This is a genomic window from Azospirillum sp. SYSU D00513 (genome assembly GCF_017356015.1).
GTDB lineage: Bacteria > Pseudomonadota > Alphaproteobacteria > Azospirillales > Azospirillaceae > Azospirillum.
In genome coordinates this window covers 1-12097 of record NZ_JAFIQV010000067.1, presented here as the reverse complement: position 1 = coordinate 12097, position 12097 = coordinate 1, and the positions used below count along the sequence as shown (strand labels likewise).

Genomic DNA, 12097 nt, shown 5'->3' with positions numbered 1-12097 from the left:
ATGACCGAGGTCCGTTTCTATCATCTCCAGCGGCGCACGCTCGAACAGGCGCTGCCGAAGATCCTGGAGAAGGTGCTGGAGCGCGGATGGCGGGCGGTCGTGCTGGCCGGTTCGCCGGAGCGGGTGGACACGCTCAACCAGCATCTCTGGACTTTTGATGCCGGCAGCTTCCTGCCGCACGGCGCCGCGCGCGACGGCTTCGCCGAGCAGCAGCCGGTCTGGCTCACCACCGAGGACGAAAACCCCAACGGCGCCACCGTTCTGGTCACCGTGGACGGGTCCTTCAGCGACCACATGGACCGCTTCGACCTGATCTGCGACCTTTTCGACGGCAACGACCCCGACGCCGTCACCGCCGCGCGCGACCGCTGGAAGAGCTGCAAGGCCGCCGGCTTCGACCTCACCTACTGGCAGCAGAACGAGCGCGGCGGCTGGGACAAGCGGAGCTGAGCGCGGACGCCCGTCCCTCTCCCCCTTCTCGTGCGATTTTCATGAAGTCCTGGCCTGTGGTCAGGACTTCCGCGCCATGGGGCGCGGGGCCGCAGTGGCGGCCCTATACCGGGTTCGGGGGGCGGAATTTTCCGAACCCGGCATCACACCCCGGATAAGGAAATGCCGCGCCCGGTCGGCCGGAACGCGGCAAGTTTGGTTGGGAGGAAACGCTCGGTAAGGAGCGCCTTCACCGAAGGCACTCAGCAGCTGTAAACCTCCCACCTTGGCAAAAGTCGCGGCGTCCACGCCACTTTCTGCCGCTTTTCCGGGCGAAACGGAAAGGTTCTTTTGAATTCAAGGCTCTACTGCACCAGCCGCCCCGGCCCTTCCCCATCCGGAGAGGGCCGGGGCATACGGGTGTCAGCGGGCCGCCTTCACCTCCAGGCGGCGGCTGTGCAGGACCGGCTCGGTGTAGCCGTTGGGCTGCACGCGCCCCTTGAAGACCAGGTCGCAGGCCGCCTTGAAGGCGATGCTGCCGTCGAAATCCGCCGCCATCGGGCGGTAGTTCGGGTCGCCGGCGTTCTGCCCGTCCACGACGGCGGCCATCCGCTTCATGGTCTCCATCACCTGCGCCTCGGTGCAGACTCCGTGCAGCAGCCAGTTCGCCATGTGCTGGCTGGAGATGCGCAGCGTGGCGCGGTCCTCCATCAGCCCGATGTTGTTGATGTCCGGCACCTTGGAGCAGCCGACGCCCTGGTCGATCCAGCGCACCACATAGCCGAGGATTCCCTGGGCGTTGTTGTCCAGCTCCTGCTGGATCTCCTCCGGCGACCAGTTGACGCGGTCGGCCAGCGGGATGGTCAGGATGTCGTCCAGGCTGGCGCGCGGGCGGCTCTTCAGCTCCTCCTGGCGGGCGGCGACATCCACCTTGTGGTAGTGCAGCGCGTGCAGCGTGGCGGCGGTCGGCGACGGCACCCAGGCGGTGTTGGCGCCGGCCCGGGGATGCGCGATCTTGGTCGCCAGCATGTCGGCCATCAGGTCGGGCATGGCCCACATGCCCTTGCCGATCTGCGCCCGTCCCTTCAGGCCGCAGGCCAGCCCGATGTCCACGTTCCAGTCCTCGTAGGCCTTGATCCAGGGGGTGGCCTTCATCTCCGCCTTGCGGATCATCGGGCCGGCCTCCATGGCCGTGTGGATCTCGTCGCCCGTGCGGTCGAGGAAGCCGGTGTTGATGAAGACCACCCGCTCCTTGGCGGCGCGGATGCACTCCTTCAGGTTCACCGTGGTGCGGCGCTCCTCGTCCATGATGCCGACCTTCAGGGTGAAGCGCGGCAGGCCCAGCGCCTCCTCGACCCGGCCGAACAGCTCGTCCGTGAAGGCGACCTCGTCGGGGCCGTGCATCTTCGGCTTCACGATGTAGACGGAGCCGGTGCGGCTGTTGCGGAAGGAACCGGCACCCTTCAGGTCGTGAATCGCGATCAGCGAGGTGATCAGCGCGTCCAGCATGCCCTCCGGCGCCTCGCTGCCGTCCTTCAGCAGCACCGCACCGATGGTCGTCAGATGGCCGACGTTGCGCACCAGCATCAGGCTGCGGCCGTGCAGGGTCAGGCTGCCGCCGTCCGGCGCGGTGTAGGTGCGGTCGGGGTTGAGGCTGCGCTCCACCGTGCCGCCGCCCTTGGCGAAGGAGGCCGTCAGGTCGCCGCGCATCAGCCCGAGCCAATTGCGGTAGGCCAGGACCTTGTCCGCCGCGTCCACGGTGGAGACGGAGTCCTCGCAATCCATGATGGTCGTCAGCGCCGCCTCGACCAGCAGGTCGGCGACCCCGGCCGGATCGTCCTTGCCGATAGGGTGGGCGCGGTCGATGACGATCTCCAGATGCAGGCCGTTGTTGACCAGCAGCAGGGAGGTCGGGTTCGCGGCGTCGCCGCGGTAGCCGGCGAAGGCCTCGGGCGAGGCCAGCCCCGTCACGCGGCCGCCGGCCAGCGTCACGCGCAGCCGGCCGCCCACGACGGCGTAGCCGGTGGAATCGCGGTGCGAGCCCTCGGCCAGCGGTGCCGCTGCGTCCAGCGCGTCGCGCGCGAAGGCGATGACCTTGGCGCCACGCTTGGGGTTGTAGCCGCCGGCGCGCGTGGCGCCCTCATCCTCGGAAATGGCGTCGGTGCCGTAGAGCGCGTCGTAGAGGCTGCCCCAGCGCGCGTTGGCGGCGTTCAGCGCATAGCGCGCGTTGGTCACGGGAACGACGAGCTGCGGGCCGGCGAGCGTCGCGATCTCCGCGTCCACATTCTCCGTTCCGACGGTGAAGTCCGGCCCCTCCGGCTGGAGATAGCCGATCTCCGTCAGGAAGGCCTTGTAGGCGCCCTGGTCGATCGGCTGGCCGCGCCGTTCGCGGTACCAGCCATCGATCCGCGCCTGCAGCTCGTCCCGGCGCTCCAGCAGCGCGCGGTTTCGCGGCGCCAGCTCGTGCAGGATGGCGTCCATCGCGGCCCAGAAGGCCTGCGGCGTCACGCCGGTGCCCGGAAGCGCCTCGGTCTCGATGAACCGGTGGAGTTCCGCGGCGACCTTTAGGCCGTCGGTTTGGATCCGCTCACTCATCTCGGTGCTTACCCCATTTTGACCGCGCCGCTCCGCCTGCCGGTCCCAAACCGGGGGAAGCTCCTCCCGCAGGCTCGACGCTTTGATGCTCTGCAACATAGACAATCTCCTTTGGCGCGACAACGCAGGCAAAATGGTGTTCGCAGCCGCGGCAGCCGGGATCGCTCCCGGCCGCCGCGCGCCACGATCAATGGAACTGGTCGGCTTCGGTGGAGTCCTTGTAGGCGGTGGTGGAGGACTGGCCGCCCGACACGGCGAGCGACACGGCGTCGAAATAGCCGGTGCCGACCTCGCGCTGGTGCTTTGTGGCGGTGTAGCCCATGCTCTCCGCCTCGAACTCCGCCTTCTGAAGCTCGGAATAGGCGGCCATGCCGCGCTCGGCGTAGCCCTTGGCCAGCATGAAGGCCGAGTAGTTCAAGGAGTGGAAGCCGGCCAGCGTGACGAACTGGTATTTGTAGCCCATGGCCCCCAGCTCGCGCTGAAAGTTGGCGATGGTCGCCTCGTCCAGGTTGGCCTTCCAGTTGAAGGAGGGCGAGCAGTTGTAGGCGAGCTGCTTGCCCGGGAACTCCTTGTGGATCGCCTCGGCGAAGCGGCGCGCCTCCTCCAGGTTCGGCTTGGAGGTCTCCCACCACAGGGAATCCGCGAAAGGAGCGTAGGCGAGGCCGCGGGCGATGCAATGCTCGACGCCCATGCCCTTCTTCAGGCGGTAGAAACCCTCCGGCGTGCGGCCCTGCTCGAAGTCGATGAAGGGATGGTCGCGCTCGTCGATGTCCGAGGTAATGAGCTGCGCGCTCTCCGCGTCGGTGCGGGCGAACAGCACGGTCGAGGTGCCGCAGACGTCGGCGGCAAGACGGGCGGCGTTCAGCGTGCGGATGAACTGCTTGGTGGGCAGCAGGACCTTGCCGCCGAGATGGCCGCACTTCTTCTCGGACGCCAGCTGGTCCTCGAAATGGACGCCGCCGGCACCCGCCTTGATCATCGCCTTCATCAGCTCGAAGGCGTTCAGCGGGCCGCCGAAGCCGGCCTCGGCGTCGGCGATGATCGGCGCGAACCAGTAGGTGTCGCTGCGCCCCTCGGCCGTGTCGATCTCGTCGCAGCGCTTGAAGGTGTTGTTGATGCGCTCGACGATGGCCGGGACGGAGTTGGCCGGATAGAGGCTCTGGTCCGGGTACATCTGGCCGGCGAGGTTGGCGTCGCCCGCGACCTGCCAGCCCGACAGGTAGATGGCCTTCAGCCCGGCTTTCACCGCCTGCATGGCCTGGTTGCCGGTGAGCGCGCCCAGCGTCGGGACGAAGGGCTCCGTGTTCAGCAGCTCCCACAGGCGCCGGGCGCCCATCTCGGCCAGCGTGTGCTCGATCCGGACCGAGCCGCTGAGGCGCCTCACCTCCTCCGGGCCGTAGGTGCGCTGAATGCCCTCCCAGCGCTTGGCATGGATGGCGACCTTCGTCTTTTCGTCCAGCGTCGACATGATTGGTGTCCTCTTTCCAGTCTTGGTTGCCGCCCGGCGGGATCATTCGGTCGCCCCGCTCTTTGCAACGAGCGTCTGAATAAAAGGTTACACCCAACACAGTGCAGCGCAATAAGTCCTTGAATGCAAAAGGGTCGCGCTGTAACGCCTTATTTCAACTGTACTGTAAATCTGAAAATCTTGTAAATATGCCGAACCCGTTCGGGACTATCCCGCCGGGGTGCCGCGGGCGTGCCGCAACCCTTTCCGGTTTCGGCGGTTGATAAGGTCATCACCCGACCGAAGGAGGGAATCCATGCTTAAGGCCTTGCGCAACATCATGCTGCTCCGCAGCCTCTGGCAGATGTTCCGGCGGTCACGCCGCGCCTGATCCGTCCCCGTTCGCGGGAACGGACGCTGGAAAAGGAAAGGGACCTTGGAAAAGGCCCGGAAATGGAAAGAGCCGGCCACCTTCACGGGGGCCGGCTCTTTCTCGTTCGCGATCCGGTCACTTGTCCTTGCTGGGGATCTTCGGCGGTGGCTCGATCACCGGCCCGACCTTCACGTCGCGCGGCGCCAGCGGCACGATGTCGCCGATCGGCATGAAGGAGCCATCGGCGAGTTCACGCGCGGGCTCCCAGTTTCCCTCGACCTTGATCCACCGGAACGTCTGTTGCTGCATCGTCTTTCGTCCTTCCGTCTGCGTGGCGGGTTTCTGCGGAACCATATGGACCAGTCCCCGCGTCCGCGCACGCGAAAGCAGCCGCCGGGAGGCGCATGGCCGCCCAACGGCTGCTTCACGAAAGGCCGGACGTCACCCGTCCGGCGGCCCTGCTGGGGTGTTACTGCTTGTTCTTCCCGTCGCCCTGGATCACGGCCTCGGGTTTGTCGCCGATCACCTTGTTCTCCTGCCGCTTCTCGATCAGAGAGCCTTCCGGCAGCTTGCCGTTGGTCCCGGCTTCGGCCTGGTCGTTGTCGCCGCTGTCCTGCTGGACGGCGCGCGGCTCCTGGCCGATGGCGCCGTCGCGCTTGTTGGCGAGGCTGCCCTGCGGCAGGTCGCCGGTGCTGTTCATCTGCTGCCCCTGGCTTTGCCCGTTTCCGCTGGTCTGCGCGGAGACGGCGGAGCCGAACGAAGCAGCCGCCAGAAGTGCCGCACCAACAATAGGGATAATCTTCTTCATCGACGCTTCTCCGGTGTGAGTGCAGTGCACAATAAACAGGGCGCCCCGGGCGCCATGCACCGTCAATGACAGAAGTTCAAACACTCTCCCCGGCAAAACGTTTCAGACGATGATCTCGATGATGCTTTTGTCCTATCTTCCCCACCGGAGCTTCGCCTTTGAGAGGAACACGGCCGACGCGGTGGGTTCGCCCCTCCGGCCAGGTCTTGGCAGCACGGATCAGGGTGGTGCCGTTGCCACCACAGCGGGTCCAAGCGGCATTTTCGCGCTACCGGTCTGACAATGGCGGGTGTATTAAGACAAAGTGCATACAACTAAAAACCGGTCAGTTTGTCGAACTGATAAAGGTTTTGTTTAAACTTTGGTATCGATCCTGATGCTCTAAATCAGGTATTTGGTATTCGTTCGACCAAATGCGGTGCCACTTAAAAAGGGGGAGTTCAGGACATGCGGGTGCAGGATCTGGGGATTGCCACGAAGATCTACACGGGCTTCGCCGTGCCCCTGACCTTACTGGGCATCCTGGGCGTCCTGTCCTGGTCAAGCTTGGACAGCGGCGAGGCGTCGCTCGGGCGCTATTCCGCGCAGGCCCGCATCGCGCTCCTGGCGACCCAGGCCGACAGCGAGTTGTCCGACGCATTCACCGCCGCCCGGGAATTCACGGCCACCGGCTCCAAGGAGGCCACCGAGACCTTCCAGAAGGAAATGGTGGCCTTCCGCGCCGCCATCGCCGATGCCACCCGCCGCTCGACGCTGGAGGAAACCCGGCAGCGCGCGGCCGAGGTCATCGCTCTGGAGGAGAAGCTGACGAGCGGCTTCGCGCGGCTCGTTTCCGCCCAGGAGAAGAAGCAGGAGCTGATCTCCGACATCGTCAACACGCTCGGCGCCGACACCCGCCGCCTGCTGAGCGAATCCATCCTCGCGGAAAAGAGCAGCGGCAACATCGACGGAACGGTCGAGGCCGCGGGCGCCAGCGAATCCTTCCTGCTCGTCCGCGTCCTGGTGGCGCGCTACGTCGCCGAGCAGAAGGCGGAGGACCTGGCGCGCATCCGCAACGACCTCGCCGGCCTGTCCACGCTGGTCGCCACCCTCCCGAACCGCCTCACCGACCCCACGGCCCGCGAAAACCTCGCGACGGTCGCGCGCAACCTCCCGGCCTACGCGGCGGGCATCGAGGAGATCGCCCGCCTCGGCGATGAGCAGCGGACCATCACCGAGGAGGTCCTGAACCGCACCGGCCACCGCGTCGCCGAACTGATCGACCTGATCCGTGCGGGCGCCACGTCGCAGCAGGAACGGCTGGCGCAGAAGGCGTCCGCCACGGTTTCCTCGTCCAAGAGCCTGGGCGGACTGGTGTCCGCCGTGGCCCTGGCCGTCGGCCTGCTCATGGCCTGGCTGATCGCCCGCGGCACCGCAGGTCCCGTGGCGCGCATGACCGGCGCCATGAGCCGACTCGCCGACGGCGACTGCTCGGTCGAGATCCCCGCCACCGGACGCAAGGACGAGATTGGCCGCATGGCCAAGGCCGTCCAGGTCTTCCGGGACAACATGCTCCGCAGCCGCTGCATGGAGGACGAGGCGCGTGAGGCCGAGAGCCGCGCCGCGGCGGAACGGCGCGCCGCGATGCTGAAGCTCGCCGACGAGTTCGAGAGCGGCGTCCAGGGTATCGTGGAAACGGTCGCCTCGGCCGCCACCGAAATGCAGGGTGCCGCCACCGCCATGTCCTCAACCGCGACGCAGGCCAGCGCCCAGGCCACCGCCGTCGCGGCGGCGTCGGAGGAGGCGGCCGCCAATGTGAACACCGTGGCCGCGGCGACCGAGGAACTGGCGGCCTCCATCCAGGAGATCGGCCGCCAGGTCGCCTCCTCGACCAGCATCGCCGCCAAGGCGGTGGAGGAAGCCGACCGCACCAACACCGCGATGAAGAGCCTTGTCGTCGCCGCCCAGCAGATCGGCGAGGTGGTCGAGCTGATCAACAGCATCGCCGGTCAGACGAACCTCTTGGCGTTGAACGCCACCATCGAGGCGGCGCGCGCGGGCGAGGCCGGCAAGGGCTTCGCCGTCGTCGCCAGCGAGGTCAAGACGCTCGCCAGCCAGACTGCCCGCGCGACCGACGAGATCCAGGCCAAGGTCAAGGAGATCCAGGGTGCGACCGGCGGCGCCCAGGGCGCCATCGAGCACATCGGCAAGATCATCTCGGAAATGAGCGAGATCGCGACCGGCATCGCCTCGGCCATCGAGCAGCAGAACGCCGCCACCCGCGAGATCTCCGGCAACGTCGCCCAAGCCGCCCGCGGAACCGAGGAGGTCACCACCAACATTACCGGCGTGACCCAGGCCGCCGCCGAAACCGGCTCCGCCGCCACCCAGGTGCTCGGCGCGTCGGCCGAACTGGCGCGCGAGGCTGAAAAGCTGCGCGCCGAGGTGAGCAGCTTCATCGCCAACGTCCGCGCGGCTTGATACGGCGTCACACCAGCGCCGTCCGGCAAAGGGCCGGTGCGTACCAGAAAAAGGGAGAGGGAGCCTCGGCGCCCTCTCCCTTTCTTCATTCGACTTCGTACACCGCCTGCCCGTCCGCACCGCCGAAGCTATGGATGACGAAAGGCTCGGTCTTCGGGCCGCCCATGCCGGGGGAGCCGGTCGGCATGCCGGGCATCGAGATCCCCTTCACGGCCGGGCGCTCCGCCAGCAGGCGCTTGATCGTCCGGGCGGAGACGTGCCCCTCGACCACATAGCCGTCGATCTCCAGCATGTGGCAGCCCACCAATTCCTCAGGCACGCCGTGCGCCGCGCGCAGCCGGTCGAGGTCCGGGCTTTCGACGGACGTCACCGCGATGCCGTTCTGGCGGAGATGCTCGGCGTGGTCCTCGCAGCAGCCGCATCCCGGCGTCTTGTGGAGCGTCGCGGCGAAGGCGCCCGCCGGGGTGGTAAGCGCCAGGGCCAGGGCGAGTGTCTTGAAGCTGCGCATCGCGTCGGTCCTCATGGGAAAGTTGATCAGAAGGCGGCGACGGCGCCGTCGCTCCGTGGGTCGGTGGCCCCTTCCAGCAGGCCGTTCGGATGGCGCACGATGGCCCCGGCGTGGCCCATGGTCCCGGTGAAGTCTTCCAGCACCTCGACGTCGTGGCCGGCGTCGCGCAGGGCCTGGATCAGCGCCGGGTCGAAGCGCGACTCCAGCTTGAGGGTCACGCTCTCCTCGCCCCAGGTGCGACCGAGGAGCCAGCGGGGTGCGGTCACCGCCTGCTGCAAGGGCTGGCCGAACAGGGCGTAGCGCGAGAAGACCGCGGCCTGCGTCTGCGGCTGCCCCTCCCCGCCCATCGTGCCATAGACCATCAGCCGCCCGTCGTCGAAGCGGGCCATGGCCGGGTTCAGCGTGTGGAACGGCTTGCGGCCGGGCTCCAGCCGGTTGACCGCCCCGGTCTCCAGCGAGAAGCTCGATCCCCGGTTCTGCCAGGTGATGCCCGTGTCCGGCAGCACCACGCCGGAGCCGTACTCGAAGAAGATGCTCTGGATCAGGCTGACCGACCGGCCCTCCCCGTCGATGACGCCCATCCAGGTGGTATCCCCGGCGCTCGGCTTCACCGGCCAGGGCAGCGCCTGCCGGCGGTCGATGCGCGCGGCCAGCCCGGCCACCGCCTCCTCCGTCAGGAAGTCCTTCGGGTCGAGGTCGCAGAAGGCCGGGTCGATGGCGACCTTGTCGCGGACGAGGAAGGCCTGCTTGGTCGCCTCGACGAGCCCATGGACATGGTCGAACCCTTCGGCCTCCGTCACGCCGAGCCGGTCGAACAGTGCCAGGATCAGCAGGGACGCGATGCCCTGCGTCGGCGGCGGGAAATTGTGGATCCGGCCGACGCTCAGGGGAACCGAGAGCGGCTCGCGGACCTGCGCACGATGCCGCGCGAGATCGTCGAGCGTGACCGGCGATCCGGCCTTGGTGAGATCGCCGGCGACCGACCGGGCCAGTTCACCCTGGTAGAAGTCGGCGATGCCCCGCTCGGCCAAGCGGCGCAAGGTCGCGCCGAGTGCCGGCAGCCGCATGACCGCACCCGCCTCCGGCGCCTTGCCGCCGGGAAGAAAATGGTCGGCGAAGCCGCTGACTCCGCCCAATTCCGGCAGCTTGGCAACCGTCAGGTCGGACTGGCTCTGCGTGACGGCAAAGCCCTGCTCCGCATAGTGGATCGCATCCTCCAGCAGGCGCGCCAGCGGCAGCGGCTTGCCCCAGGAAGACGCCACCTCGAGCGCGGCCTGCCAGCCGGACAGGGTGCCCGCCACGGTGTTCGCCGCCAGCGGCCCGCGCCAGGGGATGGCCTTGTGTCCCTGGTAGAGGTCGGCCTTCGCGGCTGCGGCGGTGGCGCCGCACCCGTCAACCGCGACCGGATCGCCACCGGGTGCCGCGATCAGCCAGAAACCGTCGCCCCCGATGCCGGTCATGTGGGGATAGACGACGGCAAGCGTCGCGGCGACCGCGACGGCCGCCTCCACCGCGTTCCCTCCGTCGCGCAGGACGCGCAGTCCTGCCTCGCTGGCGAGGTGGTGGGGCGAGGTGACCATTCCGCGCAGGCTGCGTGGCGTCTGAAGCATCCGTCGAAACTCTCGGGCGAAGGTTGTCCTGGCCGCCCCCGCTCCGGACATGGGCGTCCGGGACGGCGGCCGGCGCGGAGAATAGCGGAAGAGGCCAGCAGTCGCCATGCCCCGCGTCACCACCTCGACCAAGGACGGAACCTCCGCACCGGGCCGACGGTTCCGACCGGCGCGGTCGCAATTCGAGGCATTGGAACGGAAGGCGGATGATCATGGCGGGAATGCAGCGTTTCATCGGCACGGTGGCGATCGTCACCGGGGCCGGTTCGGGCATCGGGGCGGCGACGGCACGCCGCTTCGCGGCGGAAGGCGCCTCGGTCATTCTGGCCGGCCGGACGGAAAGCAAGCTGCGCGCCGTCGCGGACGGGCTGGACCCGGATCGGACGCTCGTTCACGCGGTGGACGTGTCCGACCAGCCCGCCGTGGAACGGATGGTGGCTGCGGCGGTGGACCGCTTCGGCCGGCTCGACGTGCTGGTCAACAACGCCGGCGTGGCGACCACCGGACCGCTGACCGAGACCAGCACCGAGGACTGGCGCAAGGTTATGGCGACCGACGTCGATGGCGTCTTCTACGGCTGCCGGGCGGCGGTGCCGCATCTGCTGAAAACCAAGGGGTGCATCGTCAACACCTCCTCCGTTTCCGGTCTCGGCGGCGACTGGAACATGAGCGTCTACAACGCCGCCAAGGGCGCCGTCACGAACTTCACCCGCTCCCTCGCCATGGAACTCGGGCCGAAGGGCGTGCGGGTCAACGCGGTCAATCCCAGCCTGACCTTCACGGCCATGACCGAGGACATCAAGGAGGACGAAGCGCTGCTCGCGAAATTCCGGGAGCGCATTCCGCTGGGGCGCGCGGCCGAGCCGGAGGACATCGCCGGTGTCATCGCCTTTCTGGCGAGCGAGGACGCGCGCTTCGTCAACGGCGTGAACCTGCCGGTGGACGGCGGCCTTTCCGCTTCCAACGGGCAGCCGCCGCAGGCCTGACCGGCGGGAACCGAACGCAACAGCGGAGTGCCTGCGCTGTTGGACGGTCCGTAAAAACAATCTTCAGGAGATCGCCATGTCCATTCTCCGCGCAGCCGCGCTGGCTGCGGTGTCCGCCCTCGCGCTCACGGCCTGCAGCGGCGTCGATTTCGCGCCGCCCATGGGTTCGGCCGGGGCCTCCTCCTCGCAGTCCGGCGGTTCCGGTTCGGGCAGCTCCTCCACCATGACGGTGGCCGATCAGTCTTTCATCGCTCAGGCTGCCTATGGAAGCTGGGGCGAGATCGCGCTCGGCAAGCTCGCCCAGCAGCAGGCGGCCAGTTCGGCCGTGCGCGACCTCGGCCAGCGGATGGTTACCGAGCATACGCGGGCCAACCAGGAACTGGCTCAGCTCGCCCAGGCGAAGGGCGTCACCCCGCCGACCGCTCCCGATCCGGGCCGTCAGGCCGTGTCGGAGGCGATGATGCAGCTTCGCGGGGCGAACTTCGACCGGCAGTATCTCCAGCAGCAGCTCGCCGACCACGAGGTGTCCATCGCCCTCTTCGACGCGCAGTCGCGCAACGGCACCGACCCGCAGCTCCGCGCCTTCGCCACCAAATGGCTGCCGGCGCTCCAGGATCACGCCCGCCACATCCGCTCGCTTGGAAGCAACATGGCGCGCCTAAGCCAGTAACGGCGGCACCGGACATGACGACGGCCCCCGCACATTGCACCGGGGGCCGTTTTCATTTCGAACTTCCGAATTCGAAAAACGATGAAGCCCGGCGCGATGGCCGGGCTTCATCGTTTTGAGAAATGGCGCACCCGAAGAGATTCGAACTCCTAACCGCTGGATTCGTAGTCCAGTGCTCTATCCAGTTGAGCTACGGGTGCGCTGTTCCGTC

10 protein-coding genes and 1 tRNA gene are annotated in these 12097 nt (G+C 67.7%); 4 read left to right on the top strand and 7 right to left on the bottom strand.

What is annotated here, in order from left to right:
- The gene (locus JUB11_RS30060) at positions 1 to 450 is read left to right on the top strand and encodes a DNA polymerase III subunit chi (protein ID WP_207462487.1); all 450 of its coding nucleotides are present in this window, start codon (positions 1 to 3) and stop codon (positions 448 to 450) included.
- A gap of 402 nt (positions 451 to 852) precedes the next feature.
- On the opposite strand, the gene JUB11_RS30055 is transcribed toward JUB11_RS30060, so the two are convergent.
- The 4 genes from JUB11_RS30055 to JUB11_RS30040 all read right to left on the bottom strand — a co-directional run bounded on the left by JUB11_RS30055 (position 853) and on the right by JUB11_RS30040 (position 5652).
- Complete coding sequence (locus JUB11_RS30055; protein WP_207462486.1) at positions 853 to 3024, bottom strand: malate synthase G; 2172 nt, start codon at positions 3022 to 3024, stop codon at positions 853 to 855.
- A gap of 187 nt (positions 3025 to 3211) precedes the next feature.
- The gene (aceA, locus tag JUB11_RS30050) at positions 3212 to 4492 is read right to left on the bottom strand and encodes an isocitrate lyase (protein WP_207462485.1); all 1281 of its coding nucleotides are present in this window, start codon (positions 4490 to 4492) and stop codon (positions 3212 to 3214) included.
- A gap of 487 nt (positions 4493 to 4979) precedes the next feature.
- A complete protein-coding gene (locus JUB11_RS30045; protein ID WP_207462484.1) occupies positions 4980 to 5153 on the bottom strand; it encodes a hypothetical protein in 174 nt (57 codons plus the stop codon).
- 160 nt (positions 5154 to 5313) lie between these two features.
- Positions 5314 to 5652, bottom strand: coding sequence for a hypothetical protein (locus tag JUB11_RS30040; RefSeq protein ID WP_207462483.1), 339 nt, complete (start codon positions 5650 to 5652; stop codon positions 5314 to 5316).
- 447 nt (positions 5653 to 6099) lie between these two features.
- Here JUB11_RS30040 and JUB11_RS30035 point away from each other — a divergent pair, with 447 nt between their 5' ends.
- Entirely contained in the window at positions 6100 to 8112 is a 2013-nt protein-coding gene (locus JUB11_RS30035) for a methyl-accepting chemotaxis protein (protein ID WP_207462482.1), read from the top strand.
- A gap of 85 nt (positions 8113 to 8197) precedes the next feature.
- Here the strand turns inward: JUB11_RS30035 and JUB11_RS30030 are convergent, their stop codons facing one another.
- Both JUB11_RS30030 and JUB11_RS30025 read right to left on the bottom strand, forming a co-directional pair.
- The gene (locus JUB11_RS30030) at positions 8198 to 8635 is read right to left on the bottom strand and encodes a DUF411 domain-containing protein (protein WP_247887430.1); all 438 of its coding nucleotides are present in this window, start codon (positions 8633 to 8635) and stop codon (positions 8198 to 8200) included.
- A gap of 11 nt (positions 8636 to 8646) precedes the next feature.
- A complete protein-coding gene (locus JUB11_RS30025) occupies positions 8647 to 10230 on the bottom strand; it encodes a gamma-glutamyltransferase family protein (RefSeq protein WP_207462481.1) in 1584 nt (527 codons plus the stop codon).
- A gap of 212 nt (positions 10231 to 10442) precedes the next feature.
- Between JUB11_RS30025 and JUB11_RS30020 the strand changes: the two genes are divergently transcribed.
- Positions 10443 to 11216 carry an SDR family oxidoreductase gene (locus JUB11_RS30020; RefSeq protein ID WP_247887429.1) on the top strand — a complete coding sequence of 258 codons (774 nt, stop codon included), beginning with the start codon at positions 10443 to 10445 and terminating at the stop codon, positions 11214 to 11216.
- 76 nt (positions 11217 to 11292) lie between these two features.
- Positions 11293 to 11886, top strand: a complete 594-nt coding sequence (locus JUB11_RS30015; RefSeq protein ID WP_207462480.1) for a DUF4142 domain-containing protein — start codon at positions 11293 to 11295, stop codon at positions 11884 to 11886.
- Between the two features lie 123 nt (positions 11887 to 12009).
- Here the strand turns inward: JUB11_RS30015 and JUB11_RS30010 are convergent.
- Positions 12010 to 12086: transfer RNA gene (locus tag JUB11_RS30010), tRNA-Arg, on the bottom strand.
- Positions 12087 to 12097 lie beyond the last annotated feature (11 nt).

What these genes read in the sequence shown, in the direction of transcription:
- JUB11_RS30060 (WP_207462487.1), top strand. Translation starts at nt 1, where the DNA reads ATGACCGAGGTCCGTTTCTATCATCTCCAGCGGCGCACGCTCGAACAG.
- JUB11_RS30055 (WP_207462486.1), bottom strand. Translation starts at nt 3,024, where the DNA reads ATGAGTGAGCGGATCCAAACCGACGGCCTAAAGGTCGCCGCGGAACTC.
- aceA (WP_207462485.1), bottom strand. Translation starts at nt 4,492, where the DNA reads ATGTCGACGCTGGACGAAAAGACGAAGGTCGCCATCCATGCCAAGCGC.
- JUB11_RS30045 (WP_207462484.1), bottom strand. Translation starts at nt 5,153, where the DNA reads ATGCAGCAACAGACGTTCCGGTGGATCAAGGTCGAGGGAAACTGGGAG.
- JUB11_RS30040 (WP_207462483.1), bottom strand. Translation starts at nt 5,652, where the DNA reads ATGAAGAAGATTATCCCTATTGTTGGTGCGGCACTTCTGGCGGCTGCT.
- JUB11_RS30035 (WP_207462482.1), top strand. Translation starts at nt 6,100, where the DNA reads ATGCGGGTGCAGGATCTGGGGATTGCCACGAAGATCTACACGGGCTTC.
- JUB11_RS30030 (WP_247887430.1), bottom strand. Translation starts at nt 8,635, where the DNA reads ATGAGGACCGACGCGATGCGCAGCTTCAAGACACTCGCCCTGGCCCTG.
- JUB11_RS30025 (WP_207462481.1), bottom strand. Translation starts at nt 10,230, where the DNA reads ATGCTTCAGACGCCACGCAGCCTGCGCGGAATGGTCACCTCGCCCCAC.
- JUB11_RS30020 (WP_247887429.1), top strand. Translation starts at nt 10,443, where the DNA reads ATGGCGGGAATGCAGCGTTTCATCGGCACGGTGGCGATCGTCACCGGG.
- JUB11_RS30015 (WP_207462480.1), top strand. Translation starts at nt 11,293, where the DNA reads ATGTCCATTCTCCGCGCAGCCGCGCTGGCTGCGGTGTCCGCCCTCGCG.